This window comes from Rhizobium sp. B230/85 (genome assembly GCF_019355735.1).
Classification (GTDB): Bacteria; Pseudomonadota; Alphaproteobacteria; order Rhizobiales; family Rhizobiaceae; genus Rhizobium; species Rhizobium rhododendri.
Genome location: NZ_CP072156.1, coordinates 3,193,903 through 3,216,000, shown reverse-complemented (window position 1 = coordinate 3,216,000; position 22,098 = coordinate 3,193,903). Strand labels below are relative to the sequence as shown.

General features: G+C 62.5%; 20 protein-coding genes. 4 read left to right on the top strand and 16 right to left on the bottom strand.

All coding sequences use genetic code 11. From position 1 onward, the window contains the following. Positions 1-2 precede the first annotated feature (2 nt). From J5289_RS15500 to J5289_RS15450, 11 genes are all read right to left on the bottom strand, one after another. Positions 3-1,190, bottom strand: coding sequence for an acyl-CoA dehydrogenase (locus J5289_RS15500; protein ID WP_209184527.1), 1,188 nt, complete (start codon positions 1,188-1,190; stop codon positions 3-5). Positions 1,191-1,204: 14 nt separating this feature from the next. After that, complete coding sequence (locus J5289_RS15495; RefSeq protein WP_209184526.1) at positions 1,205-2,386, bottom strand: acyl-CoA dehydrogenase family protein; 1,182 nt, start codon at positions 2,384-2,386, stop codon at positions 1,205-1,207. A gap of 3 nt (positions 2,387-2,389) precedes the next feature. Next, a complete protein-coding gene (locus J5289_RS15490; protein WP_209184525.1) occupies positions 2,390-3,241 on the bottom strand; it encodes an enoyl-CoA hydratase family protein in 852 nt (283 codons plus the stop codon). Then, on the bottom strand, positions 3,238-4,026 hold the full coding sequence (locus J5289_RS15485; protein ID WP_209184524.1) for an SDR family NAD(P)-dependent oxidoreductase: 789 nt from the start codon (positions 4,024-4,026) through the stop codon (positions 3,238-3,240). The genes J5289_RS15490 and J5289_RS15485 overlap by 4 nt, the downstream gene beginning before the upstream one ends. A gap of 9 nt (positions 4,027-4,035) precedes the next feature. Continuing rightward, the gene (locus J5289_RS15480) at positions 4,036-6,354 is read right to left on the bottom strand and encodes a bifunctional salicylyl-CoA 5-hydroxylase/oxidoreductase (protein WP_209184523.1); all 2,319 of its coding nucleotides are present in this window, start codon (positions 6,352-6,354) and stop codon (positions 4,036-4,038) included. A gap of 158 nt (positions 6,355-6,512) precedes the next feature. Next, positions 6,513-7,115, bottom strand: coding sequence for a VOC family protein (locus J5289_RS15475; protein WP_374108261.1), 603 nt, complete (start codon positions 7,113-7,115; stop codon positions 6,513-6,515). Between the two features lie 121 nt (positions 7,116-7,236). Then, a complete protein-coding gene (locus J5289_RS15470) occupies positions 7,237-8,079 on the bottom strand; it encodes an ATP-binding cassette domain-containing protein (RefSeq protein ID WP_209184522.1) in 843 nt (280 codons plus the stop codon). After that, complete coding sequence (locus tag J5289_RS15465; RefSeq protein WP_209184521.1) at positions 8,072-8,953, bottom strand: ABC transporter ATP-binding protein; 882 nt, start codon at positions 8,951-8,953, stop codon at positions 8,072-8,074. The genes J5289_RS15470 and J5289_RS15465 overlap by 8 nt, the downstream gene beginning before the upstream one ends. Then, positions 8,950-9,843, bottom strand: a complete 894-nt coding sequence (locus J5289_RS15460; RefSeq protein ID WP_209206480.1) for an ABC transporter permease — start codon at positions 9,841-9,843, stop codon at positions 8,950-8,952. Before J5289_RS15460 ends, J5289_RS15465 begins: the two co-directional genes overlap by 4 nt. Then, positions 9,836-10,843 carry an ABC transporter permease gene (locus J5289_RS15455; protein WP_209206481.1) on the bottom strand — a complete coding sequence of 336 codons (1,008 nt, stop codon included), beginning with the start codon at positions 10,841-10,843 and terminating at the stop codon, positions 9,836-9,838. The genes J5289_RS15460 and J5289_RS15455 overlap by 8 nt, the downstream gene beginning before the upstream one ends. A gap of 477 nt (positions 10,844-11,320) precedes the next feature. Further along, complete coding sequence (locus tag J5289_RS15450) at positions 11,321-12,856, bottom strand: ABC transporter substrate-binding protein (protein WP_209184603.1); 1,536 nt, start codon at positions 12,854-12,856, stop codon at positions 11,321-11,323. A 371-nt stretch (positions 12,857-13,227) separates the two neighbouring features. On the opposite strand from J5289_RS15450, the gene J5289_RS15445 reads away from it, so the two are divergent. From J5289_RS15445 to J5289_RS15430, 4 genes are all read left to right on the top strand, one after another. Continuing rightward, positions 13,228-15,381, top strand: coding sequence for an indolepyruvate ferredoxin oxidoreductase subunit alpha (locus tag J5289_RS15445; protein WP_209184518.1), 2,154 nt, complete (start codon positions 13,228-13,230; stop codon positions 15,379-15,381). A 10-nt stretch (positions 15,382-15,391) separates the two neighbouring features. Next, complete coding sequence (locus tag J5289_RS15440; protein ID WP_209187543.1) at positions 15,392-16,951, top strand: indolepyruvate oxidoreductase subunit beta family protein; 1,560 nt, start codon at positions 15,392-15,394, stop codon at positions 16,949-16,951. Positions 16,952-17,158: 207 nt separating this feature from the next. After that, positions 17,159-18,385: an MFS transporter gene (locus J5289_RS15435; RefSeq protein WP_247749171.1), complete on the top strand. Its 1,227-nt coding sequence runs from the start codon at positions 17,159-17,161 to the stop codon at positions 18,383-18,385. 263 nt (positions 18,386-18,648) lie between these two features. Then, the gene (locus J5289_RS15430; RefSeq protein WP_209184516.1) at positions 18,649-18,828 is read left to right on the top strand and encodes a hypothetical protein; all 180 of its coding nucleotides are present in this window, start codon (positions 18,649-18,651) and stop codon (positions 18,826-18,828) included. 112 nt (positions 18,829-18,940) lie between these two features. Here J5289_RS15430 and J5289_RS29245 read toward each other — a convergent pair whose 3' ends face one another. The 5 genes from J5289_RS29245 to J5289_RS15410 all read right to left on the bottom strand — a co-directional run bounded on the left by J5289_RS29245 (position 18,941) and on the right by J5289_RS15410 (position 21,773). Then, the gene (locus J5289_RS29245; protein WP_247749170.1) at positions 18,941-19,111 is read right to left on the bottom strand and encodes a DUF86 domain-containing protein; all 171 of its coding nucleotides are present in this window, start codon (positions 19,109-19,111) and stop codon (positions 18,941-18,943) included. A 57-nt stretch (positions 19,112-19,168) separates the two neighbouring features. Then, a complete protein-coding gene (locus tag J5289_RS29240; protein WP_257623391.1) occupies positions 19,169-19,291 on the bottom strand; it encodes a hypothetical protein in 123 nt (40 codons plus the stop codon). Further along, positions 19,291-19,590, bottom strand: a complete 300-nt coding sequence (locus J5289_RS15420) for a nucleotidyltransferase family protein (RefSeq protein WP_209184515.1) — start codon at positions 19,588-19,590, stop codon at positions 19,291-19,293. Before J5289_RS15420 ends, J5289_RS29240 begins: the two co-directional genes overlap by 1 nt. Before the next feature lie 61 nt (positions 19,591-19,651). Beyond that, entirely contained in the window at positions 19,652-20,158 is a 507-nt protein-coding gene (locus J5289_RS15415) for a MarR family winged helix-turn-helix transcriptional regulator (RefSeq protein ID WP_142830794.1), read from the bottom strand. Positions 20,159-20,183: 25 nt separating this feature from the next. Beyond that, a complete protein-coding gene (locus J5289_RS15410) occupies positions 20,184-21,773 on the bottom strand; it encodes an NAD(P)/FAD-dependent oxidoreductase (protein WP_209184514.1) in 1,590 nt (529 codons plus the stop codon). Between the last annotated feature and the right edge of the window lie 325 nt (positions 21,774-22,098).

Here is a 22,098-nt window from a genome sequence, read left to right as displayed (position 1 = left end):
CCTCAGTTCGCGAAGGCGGCAATGCCGGTGATGGCACGGCCGAGGATCAGGGCATGGATATCGTGGGTGCCCTCATAGGTGTTGACCACTTCGAGGTTGACCATGTGGCGGATGATGCCGAACTCGTCGGAAATGCCGTTGCCGCCGAGCATGTCGCGGGCGTTGCGGGCGATGTCGAGCGCCTTGCCGCAGGAGTTGCGCTTCAGGATCGAGGTCAGTTCGACAGGCGGATGGCCTTCCTCCTTCATCCGGCCGAGCCGCAGGCAACCTTGCAGGCCAAGTGCGATCTCCGTCGTCATGTCCGCGAGTTTCTTCTGGATCAGCTGGTTGGCGGCGAGCGGCCGGCCGAACTGATGCCGGTCGAGGACGTATTGGCGTGCCCTGGCGTAGCAATCCTCGGCAGCCCCGAGCGTGCCCCACGCGATGCCGTAGCGGGCCGAGTTCAGGCAGGTGAACGGGCCCTTGAGGCCGGTGACGTTGGGCAACAGGTTTTCTTCCGGCACGAAGACGTTGTCCATGACGATTTCGCCGGTGATCGAGGCGCGCAGGCCGACCTTGCCGTGGATGGCCGGTGCCGTCAGACCCTTCCAGCCCTTTTCGAGGATAAAGCCCCTGATGACGCCGTCCTCGGTCTTGCCCCAGACGACGAAGACGTCGGCAATCGGCGAGTTGGAAATCCAGATCTTCGATCCAGTCAGCTGGTAGCCGCCGTCGACCTTTTTCGCGCGGGTGGCCATCGAGCCGGGGTCGGAGCCGTGGTTCGGTTCCGTCAGGCCGAAGCAGCCGATCCACTCGCCGGTGGCAAGCTTCGGCAGGTACTTCTGCTTCTGGTCTTCCGAGCCGAAAGCATCGATCGGCACCATTACCAGCGAGGACTGTACCGACATCATCGAGCGATAGCCGCTATCGACGCGCTCGACCTCGCGGGCGATCAGGCCGTACGCGACATAGCCGAGGCCGGAGCCGCCGTATTCGGGTGCGATGGTCGGGCCGAGCAGGCCGAGTTCGCCCATTTCGCGGAAGATCGCCGGGTCTGTCTTTTCATGGCGAAATGCTTCCAGCACGCGCGGCGCCAGCTTGTCCTGCGCATAGGCACGTGCGGTGTCGTGGACCATGCGCTCGTCGTCGGTCAGCTGGTCCTGCAGACGGAAAGGGTCGGCCCAGTCGAATATCTCGCGGCTATGCGCCATTGGTTTCTCTCCCATCACTTTGATTTCAGCAGTTCGCGCGCGACGATCAGCTTCTGCACTTCGGTCGCACCTTCGTAGATGCGCAGCGCGCGGATCTCGCGGTAGAGTTTCTCGGTTATCTCGCCCGTTTTCACGCCGCGCCCGCCAAACAGCTGGACGGCGCGATCTATCACGACTTGCGCTGTCTCCGTTGCCGTCATCTTGGCCATCGCCGCCTCGCGCGTCGTCGGCAGCTGCTGCACGTCACGACGCCAGGCGGCGCGGTAGGTCAGAAGAGCCGCCGCATCGATGCCGGTCGCCATATCGCCGAGCGCTGCCTGCGTCAACTGGAGGTCGGCAAGCCTGGCGCCGAACATCGGGCGCTCCTGGACATGAACGAGCGTTTCATCCAGGGCCCGGCGCGCAAAGCCGAGGGCGGCGGCTGCCACCGAGGCGCGGAAGATATCGAGGGTGCGCATGGCGATCTTGAAGCCTTCGCCGGGTGTGCCCAGGCGTCGCGATGCCGGGATGCGGCACGCGTCGAAGCGTATCGTTGCCAGCGGATGCGGCGCGATCACCTCGATACGTTCTGTGACCGAAAAGCCGGGGTCGTCGGCAAAGACCACGAAGGCAGAGATACCGCGCGTGCCCGGTGCTTCGCCGGTGCGGGCAAAAACGGTGTAGACATCGGCGATGCCACCGTTGGAAATCCAGGTCTTCTCGCCATCGAGAATGTAGTGGTCGCCTTCCAGGCGGGCGGCACAGGCCATCGCGGCGACATCGGAGCCGGCATCCTTTTCCGACAAAGCGAAGGCCGCCAGCCATTCGCCGGAGCGGACTTTCGGTAATACGGCCGACCGCAATTCCCCGGAGCCGGACAGGCCGATGGCGCCGGTGCCGAGGCCTTGCATGGCGAAGGCGAAATCGGCCAGTCCATCGTGCCAGGCGAGCGTTTCGCGGGCGAGGCAGACGCTGCGGGAATCGATCGGCGTCGGGTCGTCGGGCGCACTGACGGCGGCTTCCAGTAGGCCGGCATCGCCAAGTGCGCGTACCAGCTTGCGGCAGGCGCCGTCGACATCGGTGTGATCGATGGCAGCCATCGGTGTCGATGCGGCGAAGGCATCGAGCCGTTCGGCGAACTGCCGATGACGGGCGTCGAAGAACGGCCAGTCGAGATGGTCGCGGGTCGGTCCTTTCAGGGCGGCTACCGGCTGCATCGCCTAGTCTCCCTTGAATTCCGGCCGGCGCTTTTCGGCGAAGGCCTCGAATGCGCGGCGGAAATCCTGTGTCGCCATGCAGATCGCCTGGGCCTGGGCTTCCGCATCGATCATCTCGTCGATGCCCATCGCCCATTCCTGGTTCAGCATGGTCTTGGTCATGCCATGCGCAAACCAAGGGCCATCGGCGATCGAGCGGGCGAGCTTGGTGGCTTCGGTCTCAAGATCGGCGCTCGCATGAAGGGCATTGTAGAACCCCCAGGCATGGCCTTCCGTCGACGACATGGAGCGGCCGGTATAGAGCAATTCGGCGGCACGGCCCTGGCCGATGATGCGCGGCAGCATTCCGCAGGCACCCATGTCGGCGCCGGCAAGCCCAACGCGGGTAAACAGGAAGGCGGTCTTGGCCTCCGGCGTCGCCACGCGCAAATCGGACGCCATGGCGAGGATCGCGCCGGCACCTGCGCAGATCCCATCGACGGCGGCGATGATCTGTTGCGGGCATTTGCGCATCGCCTTGACGAGATCGCCGGTCATGCGTGTGAAGGCCAGCAGCTCGGGCATGGCCATGCGTGTCAACGGCTCGATGATCTCGAACACGTCGCCGCCTGAGGAGAAATTGCCGCCGGCACCTGTGATGACGATGGTTCTGACGTCGGAGGCATAGGCGAGGTCGCGAAAGAGATCGCGCAGCTCGGCGTAGCTGTCGAAGGTCAGCGGGTTCTTGCGTTCCGGGCGATTCAGCCGCAGCAATGCCACCCGTCCGTCTTCGCTGACATCCCAGAGGAAGGTCTTCGGCCGATAGTCCCTGAAGGGGCGCAGATGGCCCTGCATCGTCATGTCGCGCTCGCTCATCCCGTTAGAACCTCCCCGCCTGCGACGGCGATTGCCTGGCCGTTGATAGACGCGCTACCGGGCAAGGCCAGCCATATCACGGTGTCCGCAACTTCCTCGGGTCTCACCAGCCGCCCCTGCGGATTGGATCTGGTGAATTCCGCTTTCGCCTGTTCGCGCGTTCGGCCGGTCTTCTCGACGATCCTTTCGATTGACTGCTCGAGGATCGGCGTATCCGTGAAGCCGGGGCAGACCGCGTTGACGGTGATGCCAGTCCTGGCAAGCTCGACCGCCAGCGATCGGGTGAGCCCGATCACGCCGTGCTTGGCGGCGGTGTAGGCCGAAATATAGCCATAGCCGGTGAGGCCGGCGGTCGAGGCGATGTTGATGATACGGGCGCCTTGCCCATGGGCGCGCAAATCCGTCATTGCCGCTTGCGTCACCAGGAATACACCAGTCAGGTCGACAGCGATGACCCGCGACCACATCTCGAGGCTGGTCTTTTCGAAGGGCGCGCTCGGGGCCTCGCCGGCATTGTTGACCAGGATATCGACCGGACCGAATTTAGCCTTCGCGGCTGCAAAGCCTGCGGCGATGGCGTCTGCGCTGGTGACGTCGAAGCCGTCCGCAACGAAGGTCGCCACGCCAAGTTCGGAGGCCAGCGCCTGCAGCGGCTCCAGCCGCCGGCCGGCGAGCGTCACGTTGGCACCCTCGGCGGACAGAGCACGAGCAATCGCCGCACCGATGCCGCTTCCGGCTCCGGTGACGAGCGCATGGCGGCCGCCAAGTCTGCCCGAATGGGTCATGTCAGGCTCTCACTTGGCCGGCGCGGCGGGAACCGCACGGGCGAGATTGTTTTCATACTGCGATTTGGCCGACTGGTACTGTTTTGGCCAGGGAATGGAAGTGATGCCGATTTTTGCGGCCTCATGCAATGACCAGGCGGCATCGGCGAGATGCGGCCGGGCGATGGCGCAGAGATCGGCGCGACCGGCCGAGATGATGGAATTGGCATGATCGGCCTCCGAGATGGCGCCGACGGCGATCGTCGGAATGCCGATCTCGTTGCGGATCTTGTCGGAAAACGGCGTCTGGAACAGGCGGCCATAGACCGGCTTCTCCTCCTTCGATACCTGTCCCGAGGAGCAGTCGATCAGGTCGGCGCCGGCATCCTTGAACATCTGCGCAAAGATGGCTGCGTCTTCAGGCGTGTTGCCGCCGTCGGCCCAGTCGTTGCAGGAGAGACGCACGGAAATCGGCTTGTCGTCCGGCCAGACGGCACGGATGGCGGCAAAGATCTCCAGGGGATAGCGGGCGCGGTTTTCGTGGCTGCCGCCGTATTCGTCGGTGCGCTGGTTGGTCAGTGGCGACAGGAAGCTCGACAGCAGGTAGCCGTGGGCGCAGTGCAGCTCCAGCCAATCGGCGCCGGTGGTGACGGCAAGCTGCACCGAGCGGACGTGGTCGGCCTTGACGCGGTCCATGTCGGCGCGGTCCATCGCCTTCGGCACCTGGCTGTTTTTCAGGTAGGGAATGGCGGAGGCCGAGATCAGCGGCCAGTTGCCGTCGGTGAGCGGCTGGTCGATGCCGTCCCAGGCGAGCTTGGTCGAACCCTTGCGGCCGGCATGGCCGATCTGGATCCCGACCTTGGCATCGCCATTGCCGTGGATGAAATCGACGACTCGGCGCCAGCCGGCGGCCTGTTCCTCGTTCCAGAGACCGAGGCAGCCGGGCGTGATGCGCGCATCCGGAGAGACGCAGGTCATTTCGGCAAAGATCAGCCCGGCACCGCCCAGAGCGCGAGCGCCGAGGTGAACCAGGTGAAAGTCGTTAATCAAGCCGTCCTTTGCCGAATACATCGCCATCGGCGACACGACGAGGCGGTTCGGCAGGGTAATGTTGCGCAGGGTGAAGGGCGTGAACATCGGCGGCAGGCAGCGGCCGTTGCCCACCGTCAGCCCGGATTTCTCGGCAAACCAGCGCTCATAGCCTTCCAGCCAGTGCCTGTCGCGCAGCCGCAGGTTCTCGTGGCTGATGCGCTGCGAACGGGTCAGCATCGAATACATGAATTGTTCCGGCTCCAGCGCGTCGGCATAGCGGGTGCCGACGACTTCGAACCATTCCATCGCGTTGCGCGCGGCGTTCTGGATGCGGGCGACGTCGACCCGGCGGATCTCCTCGTAGGCATGCAGAACGGCCGGGATCTTGTCGGCGCTGTGCTCGTGGATCTCGAACTGGCGGGCTAGCTCGATGGCGTCGTCGATGGCAAGCTTTGTGCCGGAGCCGATGGCGAAATGTGCCGTGTGGGCGGCATCGCCCATCAGCACCACGTGCGAATTGCCGTTGAAATGGCTCCACTTGCCGCAGATCAGCCGGTTGAAATTCAGCCAGGCGCTGCCGCGCATGTGGCGGGCATTGGTCATCAGCGGCGCGCCGTCCAGCGCTTCGGCAAACAGGTCCTGACAGAAGTCGATCGAGGCCTGCTGTTCCATGGTGTCGAGATCGTGGGCCCGATAGGCCTCTTCCGTCGTCTCGATGATGAAGGTCGATGTGTTCTCGTCGAACTTGTAGATATGCGCCTGGAACCAGCCGTGATCCGTCTTGCGGAAATCGAAGGTGAAGGCATCGAACAGCTTGTTGGTGCCGAGCCAGATATAGCGGTTCGGCCGGGTGATCATGTCCGGCTGGAAGATCTCCGGATAATGGTTGCGGATCTTGGAGTTCAGCCCGTCGGAGCCGATGACGAGATCGGCGTCGGGGTAATCGAGGTCGGATGTTGCGTCGGTCTCGAAGATGAGCTCGACGCCCAGCGCCTCGCAGCGGCGCTGCAGGATGTTGAGGAGCTTCTTGCGGCCGATGCCGACAAAGCCATGGCCGGAGGTGCGCTGTTTCGTGCCCTTGAACCAGACTTCGATATCGTCCCAGTGATTGAAGGCGTCCTGTATCTCGGCGGCACTCTCCGGATCCCAGACCTTCATCGATTCCATCGTCGCGTCGGAAAACACCACGCCCCAGCCGAAGGTGTCGTAGGGCTTGTTGCGCTCGACGATGCGGATGGAATGGCCGGGATGCAGCTTCTTCATCAGCAGCCCGAAATAAAGCCCGGCCGGGCCGCCGCCGATACAAACGATTTTCATCGTGAATCCTTCCCTGTCATGTTGCAGGTCGCTGCGCGTCGCAAGTTATTTGAAGTTTAAAATATAAACGCAGCCTCTGGGCGTCAAGTCGCAATTGCGGGAAGTGACCGCCGGCCGCCCGATTTCCAGCGAAACCAGGCAGCCAAAGTGTCGCAGCCCTATTTCGCGGGGTCCTTGGGTGACCACAGGATCACCTTGGACTCCTTCTCGTAGGCCATGCCTTTGGGATAGCTGATGGCTTCGAGTTGCAGGCCCCAGGGGGCCTGGAAATACATGATCGTCTGCCCGGCAATCGGGCCGTCGTTCATCGGCACAGGCCCCATGCGGGTGGCGATGCCCTTGCCGTCGAGATATTTTTTGGCGGCTCCGACATCGTCGACATAGAGGGCGATGTGGAAGGCGCCGATATCGCTGTTGCGGGCCTTGAGGTCGCGCTGGTCGGGGGCCTCGTACTGGAAGATCTCGATGTTGGAGCCGTAGCCGCAGCGCACCAGCGTCACCTGGTCGATCTTGGCCTTGGCATCGACGCCGACGAGGTCGGTCATCAGCGTGCCCTTGTCGTCGGAGATCGGGCCGAAGGACATGGCTTTTTCGCAGCCGACGACGCCGACGAAGAAGTCAAGCGCCTGCTTCATGTCGGGCACGGTGATGCCGGTGTGGTCGTGACCGCGCATGCCGGGTATGCCGTCGGCATACGCGATACCAGCGCTGGAGAGGGCAGTGGTCATGGCAAATGCGAAGGCCGTGATATGCTTCTTCATTTCTACGTTCCCCTGTTTGGCGGGCGTTTTCCGGAAGGCACCAGTCTTCCTCCGCCCCGAAGGCCCGCGGCCCCGGTGCGTATCTCATGGCTATGGCAAGCACATACTGCTCGGCCTAAGGTCAGGCCGAGTCCTCGTTTTCGCTGACGCGCCAGAGCCAGTCCGGGTCGACCTCGGGCAGTGGAATGGCGTCGAGTAGCAGGCGCGTATATTGGGAGGCGGGCGCGGCGAAGACGCGCTCACAGGGCCCTTCCTCGACGACGCGGCCCTGCCGCATCACGTAGACGCGGTCGCAGATGGCGCGGATGACGGAGAGATCGTGGCTGATGAAAGCCATCGATAGGCCAAGATCCGTCGAAAGCTCTTTCAGCAGGTTGAGTACCTGAGCCTGCGTAGAGACGTCGAGGCCCGAGACGATCTCGTCGGCAAGCACGAAATCCGGTTCCAGCAGCGCCGCCCTTGCAATGCCGATCCGCTGGCGCTGGCCGCCGGAGAGTTCGTGCGGATTGCGGTCGAGGCAGGCCTGCGGCAGCGTCACCCGATCGAGGATCGCAGCGACCTTGCGCTCGGCTTCACGCCGATCCCTGGCGACGCCGTGCAGCAGCAGCGGCTCGACGAGGATGCGACGGATCGAGTGGCGCGGATTGAGCGAGGCCATCGGATCCTGGAAGATCATCTGCATGCGGCGCCGCAACGGCCGCATCCTGGCATCCGGCAGACGTGTGATATCCGTCCCGTCGAAGCGGATCTCGCCGGCCGAGGTGTCGACCAGCCGCAACAGGGCCCGCCCGAGCGTCGTCTTGCCCGAACCGCTCTCGCCGACGATGCCAATGGTCTCGCCACGCTGGACGGCGATATCGATGCCGTGCAGCACTTTGACGCCATCGACATGACGGCCGGCCAATGTGCGCCGCCCGCCATAGGTGACCTCGAGGCCAGTGGCCGTGAGTAGGGGCTCAGACATGGCTGCGGCTCCCGTCGTGAAGGCCAATCTCGCGGCGGAGTTCTTCGAAGATTTCGGGCGGCACCGGCGTCAGGCCGGCGTTTGGACGGTCGTAGCGTGGCCCGGCTGCGATCAGGGCTTGCGTGTAAATGTGGCGCGGGGTCGACAGCACCTCGGCGGTACGACCTTCCTCGATGACCTTGCCAGCGTAGAGCAGGGTGACGCTGTCGCAGATCTGGGCGACGACGCCGAGGTCGTGGGTGACGAAGATGACGGCGGTGCCGTGCGCCTCCTGCAGGCGGCGGATCAGCCGCAGGATCTGCTTCTGCACGGTCACGTCGAGGGCCGTCGTCGGCTCGTCGGCGACGACAAGTTTAGGCTCCAGCGCGAAGGCGGCGGCAATCAGAACGCGCTGGCGCATGCCGCCGGAAAGTTCGTGCGGGTAGCAGCGCAGTACCCTTTCGGGATCGTGGATATGAACTTCTTCCAGCAGTTTTAGCGCCCGCTGAGCGGCCTCCTTCGACGACAGGCCGCGCTTCAGGCGAAGACCGTCGGTCAGTTGTGCCTCGATGCGGCGTCCCGGATTAAGGGCCGTCTGCGGATCCTGTGGAATCAGCGAGATCTCGCTGCCCATGATCGAGCGCAGTTCCTTCTGCGGCAACCGTAGCAAGTCACGGCCCTCGAAATTGATAAAGCCGCCGACGACGCGGACAGTGCGCGGAAGGATGCCGAGCAGCGCCTTGGCGATGGTCGATTTTCCGGCGCCACTTTCGCCAACGAGGCCCCGAACCTCGCCGCGCTCCAGCGTCAGCCCGACATCGCGCAGGATCGGCGCGCCGCCGTCGCGGTCGGAGACGGCGCTGAGGCCGGTTATCGAGAGAAGCGGCTGGGTCATCGGCGCATCACCGGGTCGAGGGCGCGGCGCAGGCCATCGCCGAGTTGGTTGAAGGCCAGCACAGTCGCAAATAGCGCCAGCAGCGGCGCCACCAATACCCACCAGCCGTCATGGATAATCTGCCGGCCCTCGGCGATCATGCCGCCCCAGGTTGGCGTGTCCGAGGAGACGGAAAGGCCGACAAAGGACAAGATGGCTTCGACGATGACCGCAATGCCCATTTCGAGGCTGACAAGCGCGATGAGGACGGGCGCCACATTCGGCAAAATTTCCGAGAACAGGATGCGCAGCCTGGAGAAGCCGATGGTGCGGGCGGCGGTGACGTAGTCCATCTGCGCCTGCGCCTGGGTTTCCGAGCGTACGACGCGGCAGAAGCGGGTCCAGTCGATGATGACGATGGCGGCAATGACCGAATGGACGCCCGAGCCGAACACGGCGACCAGAAGGATCGACAGCAGCACCGGCGGGAATGCCATCCAGATATCGACCAGCCGCGAGATGATACGGTCCGGCCACCCGCCGTACCAGCCGGCAAACAGGCCGAGCAAGGTGCCGATCAGTGCGGAAAGCCCGGCGGCCACGAAGGCAACGGTCAGGGCGATACGGGTGCCGAATATCATGCGCGACAGCACGTCGCGGCCGAGATCGTCGGTGCCGAGAAGGAAGTTATGGTCGCCGCCATCCATCCAAGCGGGGGGCAGGGTGCCGGACATCAGGTCCTGCTCGAGCGGGTCCTTCGGGGCAATGAGGGGTGCGAAGACGGCAAGGATGACCAGCAAAAGGATAAAGCCGCCGCCCAGTAGGACTTTCGGCTCGCGAAGCAGGGCCAGCAGGCGTCTTGCGGAGCGTGACGGCGTTCTCGGCGCAGTGGATGCAACGATCTCAGCCATGAGCCAGCCTCGGATTGAAGGCCGCGACGAGCGCGTCGACCAGCAGGTTGATGACGATGAACAGCAGGCCGAAGACCAGCACCAGCCCCTGGATCAGCGGCAGGTCGCGATTAATGACGGCGTCGATCGCCATGTTGCCGATGCCCGGATAGGCAAAGATGCGCTCGACGATGACGGTGCCGCCGATGAGGAAGGTGAACTGCACGCCGGTCAGCGCAATGGTCGGTCCGACGGCATTGCGCAGCGCCTCCTGCAGCACCAGCCGCAGGTTGGACATGCCCTTCAGCCTTGCAAGCAGGATGTAGTCCTGCAGCATCGCCTCCGAAAGCGTTGCTTTCAGCACCCGGGCGACGATGGCGGCAAGCGGCAGGCCTAGAGCCAGCACGGGCATCAACATATGGGCGGCAACGTCGGCAAAGATCTGAAAGCGCAGGGTCACAAAGCTCTCGATCAGGTAGAAGGGTGTGTGGAACTGCGCGTCGATACTAGGATCGATGCGGCCCGACAGCGGAAACAGCGGAAAGGCAACGCCGAGGACCAGCACAAGGGCCAGCGCCCAGACGAAATCGGGGACGGCGAGGAAAAGCCCATTGAGGCTGTCGATGATCGGCTCGAGGATGGTACGGCGTACCAGTGTGCCAACAATCGCCACAAGACCACCGAGCAGGACTGCCAGCACCAGGGCGGCAAAGGCCAGCTCGAGGGTAGCCGGAAGCCGGTCGCCGAGCAGGCCGAGGACGCTGCGCTTCAGCGAGATCGAGGTGCCGAAATCACCGATCGCGACAGCCTTCAGCCACAGGCCAAACTGCACCGGAAGGCTGGCGTCGAGCCCGTAATGGGCGCGCATCGCGGCGATGTCGGCCGGTGTCGCGCCTGGCGAGATCATCATGGCAATCGGATCGCCGGGGACAACGCGCAAAAGCACGAAGACGATCAGCGCCACACCGAACAGCGTGACAAGGGCCATGAGCAGGCGATTGAGAATGGCAATGGCTATCATGGATTATGGCTTCCGGCCCTCAGGCAGTGGCATAAGCCAATTCTCGGCCGCTTCCTGGTGAAAGTCACGGCGGCATCAGCCCTGGGCATCCTGCCACCTGTTGATCGTCGCAATAGGGGCACCGTTAGAGAACTCGATGCGTCTAGCCGTGATATCTCCCGCGCCCAAGGACTTGGGCGCACTGTATTCCTGTGACGAGCACAGGAGTGAGGGAGGATGGTCTGGTGCCGCCATAGGCTCATGTCGGTGCCCGTTCGATCGAATAAGGCTGAATTGGCCAATGAAGAGGAATTCATCTCCCCGCCGGCGGGAAGATGACCGAACGACTGATGAGTGGGCGCCTACGGATGTTCGGGACAAGGCACAGGTGTCGCTCGTCACTGTGGAAGTGCGTGGCGACCAACCCCCTCTGTCAGCTTGGCCGACATCTCCCCCACAACGGGGGAGATTAGCCCGTGGCTTGCGTCCAAACCTCTATCAGGCCTTCGCTACCTGTGCTGCTTGCAGGGCGCCCGAGACGTTCGGGGTGACCTTGACGCTCGATTTGTAGAGGATCGGCTGGGCATATTGCAGCAGCGGGATGACGTATCCCTCTTCGGCAATATACTTATCGACCGCCTTCCAGCCCGCGATGCGCTTGGCTTCGTCCTTTTCGCCCCAGAGCGGGTTGATCAGGTTGTCGACATCGTCCGTCTTCCAGCCCGAATGCGGCGATTTGCTGTACATTGCAAAGCCGGTCGAGGTCGTTGGATCGCCGATGGCATTGCCCCAGTTGTAGAAGGCGGCAGGACCGAGCTGGTGGGCGGCGCGAAGCTCATAGTGCTTGGCGATCTCGTAGACTTCTATTTCCGCTTCGATGCCGACCTTGCGCCACATGCCGACGATTGCCTGGATCATCTCGTAGTCCTTCGGCTTGAAGCCGCGGGTGGTCTTGATGGCAAACTTCACCGGCTTTTCTGGCGAGAAGCCGCTGGCCGCCAGAAGCTTCTTGGCACCTTCCGGATCGTAAGGCGTCTTGATCCCAGCATCGTAAGCCGAGTATTCTGGGGCCTCGAGCGTCGAGAGCGGTTTGCCGTAGCCGCGCAACAGACGCTTGATGATGGCTTCCTTGTCGATTGCCATGTTGGCGGCGAGGCGGACGTTCTTGTCGAGCATAGGGCCGACATTCGAGATGAAGATCATGCCGATGTCGGAGACAGGCGTGGCGACGCCGTCGAGGCCCTTCTTCTTCTTGAGACGGTCGAAATCCTCGTAGGGCACTTCCAGTGTCACGTCGGAGGAGCCGGATTCGATCTCGGCGACGCGGCTTGTCGTATCCGGGACGAATTTGTAAATGACCGTCTCGAAGGCTGGCTTGCCGCCGAAATAGTTCGGGTTTGCCTTGAGGCGCAGGAAGGAATTGCCCTCGTAGGCATCGACCATATACGGGCCCGTGCCGATCGGCTTCTTCTCGAAGCCCTCTGCGCCGACCTTGGTGTAATAATCCTTCGGCAGGACATAGCCTGTCAGGAAGGCCATCCACATGAAATAGGTCGGCTCGTAGCGAACGACGTCCCCGGTAATCCGGTTGCCCTCGATCTTGTAGTTGGTGGCAGTCGACCAGATGAAGGAGATGGGGTTGCCGCCCTTCTGGTCGCCGGCGCGGTTCAGCGACCAGACGACATCCTCCGGGGTGAATTTGGATCCATCGTGCCAGGTAACGCCTTCGCGGACGTCCATCCAGACTTTGGTCTTGTCGTCGTTCCAGCCCCATTTCGTCAAAAGGCCAGGCTGGAACTTCAGGTCCGGGCCCTGGCCGATGAACTGGTCGAAGACCGAGCGGTAGATCGCCTGGATCGTCGGATTGACGGCCGAGGGGCCTGTCGTCGGGTCGAAGGCCGGCAGGTTGACGTTGAATGCGATCGTTAGCGTATTCACATCGGCCGCCTCGACGACCGTCCGGCCAGCGAGAATGCCCGTGATGAAAGTAGCCGCGCCTAGGCTCAACGCCTGGCGCCGTGTCAGATGGTCCATGGTCACTCCGTTCCCCTGTTCAGCGGTAGATGACCTGTGGCCGGCCTGCCGCTGGCGATTTATTATCGGAATGTTTTAATCTTAAAATAACCATTGGGAAGCGCAAGCGGATTCTCTGGCGTTGTAGAAAAATAGCAGTGTCGGTCTCCATTTCCCGGAATCAGCCAGAGACCGCGCAAGATCAAGTTGAGCATAATGTATGCTTTTGCATATTTATTCGGCTCAGGTTGCTTTTACTTCGATCAAACGGGCGTGCGGTAACGCATGTTGATGGCTTCAGGCCATTTGCTGATTGACAGCCGGTCGAAGCGCAAAATATGCTTTTGCAAATGATTGAAGAAAACGCCTGACAAGGGCGAAGGGGAACTGAAATGGCTGAACGGTCTTTTGCCCGCGAAGTCGAGGACCTGAAGCTGGGGGAGGGCGACACCTTCCGCGGCGAGGGAATTCTCGCGATTACCAAGGCGTTGCTGCAGTCCGGCGTCTCCTATGTCGGCGGCTACCAAGGCTCGCCGATCTCGCATCTGATGGACGTGCTGGCCGACGCCAAGGATGTCATGGAGGATCTCGGCATCCATTTCGAGACATCGGCCTCGGAGGCAGCAGCGGCGGCGATGCTGTCCGCCTCGGTGATGTACCCGGTGCGCGGCGCCGTCACATGGAAGTCAACGGCCGGCACCAATGTTGCCTCGGACGCACTCTCCAACCTGTCGTCGGGCGGGGTGACCGGCGGCGCGCTGATCATCATTGGCGAGGATTACGGCGAGGGATCGTCGATCATGCAGGAGCGCAGCCATGCCTATGCGATGAAGTCGCAGATGTGGTTGCTCAATCCGCGCCCCAACCTGCCGTCGATCGTCGATGCTGTCGAAACCGGCTTCGAGCTTTCCGAAGCGTCCAATACACCCGTGATGCTGCAGGTCGGCATCCGCAGCTGCCATGTGCACGGCCAGTTCGAAGCAAAGAACAACAAGCGGCCGGAGTTCACGCTGCGCCAGGCGCTGGAAAATCCGGTCCGCGACGTCAACCGCATCGTCCTGCCGCCGGCAACCTTTGTCCATGAGAAGCAGAAGCTGGAGCAGCGCTGGCCGGCCGCCGTGGAGTTTATCAAGCGCCGCAAGCTCAACGAATATTTCGGTCCCAGCGAAGGCGATGTCGGCATCATCCTGTTGGGCGGCATGTATAATGGCGTCATGCGCTCGTTGCAGCAGCTTGGCCTTGCCGATGTCTATGGCAACTGTTCCGTGCCTCTGTACGTGCTCAACGTCGCCTATCCGCTGATCGATGACCAGCTGGCCGAATTCTGCGCCAGCAAAAAGGCCGTTTTGATGGTCGAGGAAGGCGCGCCGGAATATATCGAGCAGTCGCTGAACACGATCCTGCGCCGCCGCGACATCCAGACGCGGATCGCCGGCAAGGACACGCTGCCGATGGGTGGCGAATATACGACGCAGGTGCTGATGAAGGGCATCAAGACCTTCCTCGAGACCCATGCCCGCGTGCTGCTCGGCAACCAGCCGCCGCTGCCGGATCCGTCGCCCGTTCTCAACGACCCCAAGGTCAGGGCGCTCGCCGAAGTCGTGCCGCCGCGCCCGGCCGGCTTTTGCATCGGCTGTCCGGAGCGGCCGATCTTTGCGGCAATGAAGCTGGTCGAACAGGAGCTGGGCGAGCATCATGTCGCCGCCGATATCGGCTGTCACCTGTTCTCGATCCTGCCGCCTTTCAACATCGGCGGCACGACGATGGGTTATGGTCTCGGACCCGCCTCGGCCTCGGCCTTCAATGTCGAGGCCGACAAGCGCTCGATCTCGGTCATGGGCGACGGTGGCTTCTGGCACAACGGGCTGGCGACCTCAGTCGGCAATGCGGTGTTCAACAAGCAGGACGGCGTCATCCTCGTCGTCGACAATTTCTATTCGGCAGCCACTGGCGGCCAGGATATCCTGTCGTCGCGTGCGGACAATCCGCGGCGCAAGACCAACAACTCGATCGTCAATGCCGTCAAGGGCATCGGCGCCACCTGGGTGCGCCAGATCGACCGGACCTATGATGTCGCCAAGATGCGCGACACGTTTCGCGAGGCGCTGACGACCAAGGAGCCCGGCCCGAAGATCATCGTTGCCTCGTCGGAATGCATGCTCAACAAGCAGCGCCGGATCAAGCCGCTCTTCAACAAGGCGGTCAAGGACGGCAAGCGCATGGTCAAGGAGCGGTTCGGCGTCGACGAAGACATCTGCACCGGCGACCACGCCTGCATCCGTCTTTCCGGCTGCCCGTCGCTGTCGGTGAAACATACTGACGACCCGCTGAAGGACGATCCGGTCGCTGCCATCGACAACAGCTGCGTCGGCTGCGGCAATTGCGGCGAGGTGGCGGAGGCCGCCATCCTCTGTCCGTCGTTCTACCGCGCCGATATTATCCACAACCCGACCGGCTGGGACCGCTTTCTCGCCCGGATGCGCGGTGCCGTCATCGGCTGGATGCAGGCCCGCCGCAAGGCAAGCCGCATCGTCTTTGCAGATTGAGGGGATCGCCATGAACGAGCATGTTGCTACAACGGCCGTCGGCGCCATTCGCCTGTCGACGGACAAGCCGATCTCGATTGCCATTCTCGCCATGGGCGGCCAGGGCGGCGGGGTGCTTGCCGACTGGATCGTTGGGCTGGCGGAAAGCCAAGGCTGGATGGCACAGACGACGTCTGTTCCCGGCGTTGCCCAGCGTACCGGCGCCACTATCTACTATCTCGAACTGTTGCCCGCCCGCGAGGGCCGCCATCCGATCTTCGCGCTGATGCCGACGCCGGGCGACGTCGATATTGTGCTCGCCGCCGAACTGATGGAAGCGGGCCGTTCGGTGCTGCGCGGGCTGGTGACGCCGGATCGCACGACGCTGATTGCCTCGACGCACCGCGCGCTGGCGGTCGGCGAGAAGGAGAAGCCGGGTGATGGCATCGGCAATCCCGAAGTTGTCGTCGAAGCCACGGATTTTGCCGCCAAGCGGATTATCGCCTTCGACATGGATACGCTGGCGGCCAAAAACGGCAGCGTCATTTCCGCGTCCATGTTCGGGGCGCTGGCCGCCGCCGGTGTGCTGCCCTTTTCCAGGGAGGCATTCGAGACGACCATTCGCGGCGGCGGAAAAGGCATCGAGCCGAGCCTGAAGGCTTTCAATGCAGCCTTCGAGCGGGCAACAGCGAGGACCAACGATGTCGTCTCGGCGACGCCGCACAAGCATTTCGAGGCGCTGCCCGAGACGGCAGGCCATCCCTCTCTCGACAGAATCGTCCACCGCATCCGCGCCGAGTTTCCGGAAGAGGCCCATCCACTGCTCTACGCCGGTGCCAGGAAGCTGACGGATTTCCAGGATCCGGCCTATGGCGACGAATATCTGAGCCGCGTGGCAAGTCTGCTTGAACTCGACCGCAGATATGGCGGCGCGGCAAAAGGCTTCGCGTTCACCGTTCAGGCAGCGAAATACGTCGCGATCTCTATGGCTTATGACGATGTCATCCGCGTTGCCGACCTCAAGGTGCGCTCATCCCGCTTCGACCGGGTTCGCAAGGAGGTCGGGGCAAAGGCCGACCAGATCGTCTACATGACAGAGTATATGCATCCGCGCATGGAGGAGATCTGCGGCACTCTTCCGAAGCGGCTGGGGATGTGGATCGAGAACCGGCCGAAGCTGTTTGCCCGGCTCGATCGCTTCGTCAACAAGGGACGGAGGGTGCAGACCGGCACGCTGTTCTGGTTCCTCAGCCTTTATGCCGTCTCGGCCTTGCGCGGCACACGCCGGGGAACATTGCGCCACTCCCGCGAGATGGCACATCGTGACGCCTGGCTCGCAATGGCCACCGGCCTGCTCGCTGCAAACTACGATCTGGCCGTCGAGGTGCTCAACAACAGGCGCCTCGTCAAGGGCTACTCCGACACCCACGCCCGTGGCCTGTCGAAATTCGACCGGGTCATGTCGGCGCTGCCGCTGTTGCGAGATCGCGAAGACGGTGCCGCCTGGATGAAGCGCCTGCGCCAGGCAGCCCTGCTCGACGAAAGCGGTATCGCGCTCGATGGCGCGCTAAAGACGGTGGCAACGCTTTAGAGGGTGGAGGGATTGCCGACGCTTTGGGGCGAAGGCCATCGCATGCGGGAGAGGCGCTTTTGTCTCGTTCTAGTGCCCGTCACCGTTGTCAGGTGCCTAATTCGTTGGGCGAGACGTCTTTTCCCAAGGGCGCACCGTGGCTGGATTGCTGTGACAAGCACAGCGATGAGGGTGAGGACGGAACGGTTGCAAATAAAGGGGAACTGGATGGACGATCTTCAAGCATCCCGGGTCGACGCGGGGACCTCTGTCAGACGCCAGAAAACCGGTTTGATGGTGGTGTTCCTGTGCTGGTTTGCCATTTTTGCTGAGGGCTATGACGTTGGCGTGCTCGGTGCCATCCTGCCGGCGCTCTCGACCGACAGCGCCTGGGGTCTGACGCCGATGCAGCTTGGCGCCATGGGCAGCTACACCATTTTCGGCATGCTGGTCGGTGGTATCCTGATCGGTACGCTGAGCGATCTCTACGGACGCAAGCCGATGTTTCTGTGCTGCCTGTCGCTGTTCGCGGTCTGCATGATCGTCACCTCGGCAGCGCCGACACCCACCGTCTTTGCCCTCAGCCGTTTCGTGGCGGGGCTCGGTCTCGGCGGCATAATCCCCATCGCCGCCGCGTTGACCATCGAGTATTCCCCGGCCAGCAAGAAGAGCCTGAACTACGGCATAATGTATTCCGGCTATTCGCTCGGGCTGTTTGCGGCGGCCTTGGTCGGTCGGGGGCTGCTTGCGGATTACGGTTGGCGACCGGTGGTGCTCATCGGGGCACTCCCCTTGCTATGCGTACCCCTCATAGCCTGGTTGCTGCCAGAATCGCTGGACTATCTTGTCTCCCGCAAGCGCAACGAAGCGGCTGCGAAGCTGGCCACGCGGCTCCGTCTGCCGGTCCCGGTGGAACCTTCCCACACCAGGGAGATGGTCGGCTGGCGAACTGCACTCGGCGAAATCTTCTCACCGAAGAACGCCTTTGCGACGATATGCTTCTGGGTGGCGCTGTTCATGGGGCTGCTGCTGGTCTACGGGCTGGCGCAATGGCTGCCGCAGATCATGCGCAAGAGCGGGTACGATCTTGGCGACAGCCTGCTCTTCCTTGCCGTCTTTTCCTTTACGTCGGCGATCGGTGGTATCGTGCTCGGGCAATGGGCGGATAGGTTCGGCGTGAAGCTGACGGTCACCCTGTCGTACCTGCTCGGCGCGATCGGTATCGCCGCACTCGCCTTCAAGGGTTCGATCCTGCTGAACTACGCGGTCGTGGCCGTGGCGGGTTTCGGCACGGTGTCGGCATCGCTTATCCTGACCGGCTGTCTCGCCCACTATCTCAAGCCCTCTGTCCGCGCTGCCGGCACCGGTTGGGCTCTGAGCTTCGCGCGGATCGGAGCGTTGCTGGGGCCGTTGATCGGCGGCTATATCGCCAGCATCGCGGTTGCGCCCGAGTGAAATTTCTACATCTTCGCAATCATCGCGGCAATTGCAGCCGGCGCAACCGCGCTGATCCCCAACAAACCAGCAGTCTAACGTGCGGTCCGAAACCGGTCGATGTTGCACTGCGCCAGTTCTCCGGCCACTGCATGTTGCACCGCAATACGTGTAGATATGCCTGGTTACATCTTAGGGGCTGTAACCGGGGGAAAGCTGTGTTACCCTTCCCAAATGCGAGCGAAGAGGAGAAGCGCTCGCATCAACGGAGGAGTTTTTAAACGATGACTTCAGAAGAGATGGGTTTTGGTACGGAACGGACCAGCGTGGGATCGATTGCCAAGCTGGCAGCGATCACGGTGGTTGCCTGTGTGATCTTTGTGGGCGGAATGTATTTCGTCGGAAAGGCCAACGCCCCCGATGCATCCAGCCCGCAGCCGGCGGTCACTACCCAGACCCAATAGCACGCCAGCGTTCGAACCGGACATGTGTAGCGGCTACCTCAACACTCTGGCCCCATGCTTTTGGGGCTGGGATCTAAGGCGTGATAATTTGCTGGACTGACTGGCGTAGCAGTCATTGTTCTGCCTCTGACAGAAGCCTTGCAATGGCTGGTCGCAGTTTGGGCAAGTGGACGTGGATAATGTCCCACAGGTCGCCCGGCCGAATGCGGTAATATTCATGTCTCAGCAGATTGCCGATGCCAATAATGGCACGCCAGGGAATATCGGGTTCGCTCGCACGCATTTCGGAGGGCAATTCCTTCGCTGCCTCGGATATAATCTGAATGCAGCGCTCGATGGCTCACAGGACCAAAAAATCGTCGGCGATCGCATCCGGCTTCACATCCTTTGTGGCAGACAGAATGCCATCGATGTTTTCAAGAATGTGCAGCAAGCGGACATGCGCACTCTTCGCTGAGGTCATCAGAATACTCGGATCGCGCTTTGCTCTACAGAGGCGCGATAGGCAGGCGAAATTGACTCCCGCGTACCGTAACTAATTTCGACGCCTGGGAACTGGTCTTCCAAAAGTTGGTAAGGCATCATGAAAGCTGTTAGGCCCTTGCCGCTCTCCGGACCGAAATCGACCAAGACATCAATATCGCTATCACTGCGCGCGCTGTCGCTGGCATATGAGCCGTACAGATAGAGAGCATCAACACCCAGCGCGCGTATCTGCGGCTCGGTGGCTATCAGGCGGGTAATGACTTCTTTCCGGTCCATGGTCCGATAGTACCAACTCCCTCAGATTTTGTCACCACGCAGCGCGGCCACTCCAATGTCCTCAAATCTCGTGCTTGCGGATATTATGCAGCACCTTGTGCAGCGTTCCGATGAAGGCGCGGTATTCGGCTTCCTCGACGCCGTCGAACATCTGCAGCAGCAGGTCGTACATCGTCGGCCAGACTTTCTCGAAGGCGGCGCGGCCTTCCTCGGTGATCGAGACGTCGCGGATACGCATGTCTTCGGCGCGCGGTTGCCGGCGGATATAGCCTTGGGTTTCCAGTGAATCCAGCGTCCGGCTCATTGTCGACTGCTCGGTTACGGCGAAGATCGATAGCTCGTTGATGGTCACTGACGTCGAGACGCTGAGCACCGCCAGCGCCCGCATCTTGGCGGTCGAGATGTCCAGCTCCTTCAGCTCGTCGGCCATGTTGGCGTTCCAGCGGGACATCAGTCGGTTCATCAGATAGGGCGCGAAATGGTTCAGGCCGATCTCGCCCATGGTCGGGCGGGCATCGTAGCCATCGTCCTTGCGCCTGAGCACGACACCTGAAAACCGTTCTTCCATGTACACACGCCTCCTCGTCTTCCTGTTATTTCAGCGAGGATGCGAGCAGGAAACCCGAACCGCCGCCGAGGCCAGGGCCCGGGTGGGACGACGCACCGATGTGGTACAGGCCCTTGATGTGGGTGCGGTGATTAACCGAAGACTTGAAGGGCCGCCAGAGAAAAAACTGGTCGAGGCCACAATGGCCCCCATAGGGGTCGCCGCCGACGAGGTTCATGTTCATCGTCTCGAGATCGGCCGGAGAATAGGCGCGGCGGGCAAGCCTGATTTCGGCGAAGTTTTCGATGTGGCTCGCCAGCAGCGCCTCGATGCGATCCGCATACTGTTCGCGCACCGTCTCCGTCCAGCGGCCATCCGCCGGCGTCTCGATCTTGGCCGCGGCATCGCCTCTCAGCAGGCGCGGCGCTTCCGGCAATTGTAGCCAGAGGATGGACTTGCCCTCGGGCGCCCGGCTGGGGTCGAAGGATACCGGCTGGCCGACGCAAACGGTGGGTTCCGCCGGCAGTAGACCGCGTTCGCATTCGTTGCAGGCGCGCGAGACACCGTCGAGGCCGGGGGTCAGGTGCAGCAACGCGACCTGGCCGAGCTCAGGGTTATGTTTCCAGCGGGGCGGGGCGGACAGCGCGTAGTGGATCTGCATGTTGCCCTTGCCATAGCGATATTGGGAGACATCCTTGCGGATCTGTGCCGGCAGCGGCCCGGGCCAGTCGGCCATCAGGCGCTCATAAAGCTGGTTCGGGGTCGTCGAGCAGATGACGCCGCCGGTGGCGGTGAGGGTTTCACCACTCACAAGGCGAACGCCGCCGGCGACGTTGCCGGGGCCGGGCAGGATGCTTGCGACATCGGCACCCGTACGGATGGTGCCGCCCTGGTCCGCAATCAGCCGTTCGAAAGCAGTGACCAGGGTGCCGGCGCCCCCTGTCGCTACCGGGCAGCCCGCAAGTTCGATGGCAAATCCGATGACCTTCAGCATTTCTGCGGAATAGGCATCTTCCGGGCTGAGCCCGCAATGCAGCACCCAGGGCGCCCAAAGTGCGCGGGCAAGGTCCGAGCCGTAGGCCGTTTGCAGGTAGCCGCGCGCGGGCGTCAGCGCGCTACCGAACCAGGCAGCAAGGTTGCGAAGGCCTCGGCCCCAGGCCTGCCGGGACACAGTCTTCAAGATATTGCCCGACCAGAGAGCGCCGCCGAGCAGGGAGAACAAGAACGGCGCATCCGCTCCGAGCCTGTCCATTTCGTCGGAGAAAGTCTTGCCGTCGCCTGCCGAGAGGGCTTCGAATGTGGCTATGTTGCGCTGGCGATCCCTGGAAAAGATGACGTTCGATCCGTCCGGACGCAGCACGCCGGTTGGCAGGTCGGCATGCGAGAAAGCAAGGCCGCGCGCCTCCAGATCCTTACCGAGCGCCCCGTAGGCCGGCGAGGTCAGAAACAGCACCATCGTTGTCGCCATGACGTCGTGGACGAAGCCGGGCTCGGTAATCTCCTCGGTGCGCAGGCATCCGCCGATACGCTCGTTGCGCTCGAGGATCAGAACCTTGCGACCCTTCTTGCCCAGCATGGCCGCCGCAACCAGCGCATTGATGCCGCTGCCAACGATTATGTAGTCATGGCTGCTCATGCCGTTGTCCCGCAAAGAGTGGTTGGAGGATGGGGCCCGCTCGTCGAGGCCGGGAGGGTATATGACGAGCCCAGAGACGTCCCTTCACGGCGCGGACGTACCGTGGCTGGATTCCTGTGACGTGCACAGGAATGAGGGAGGGAAGTGGCGCTTCCGATGGCTTGCCTTAGTGGGATAGGCGCTTGCAATGATGCTGCCTCTGCTGCCTCTGCTGCCTCTGCTGCCTCTGCTGCCTCTGCTTCCACTGTCTCCGCCAGTCTGGCTTTTGCGGGAGGGCGGGAGGTTGCCACGGTTTCCCTCATTCCTGTGCTTGTCACAGGAATCC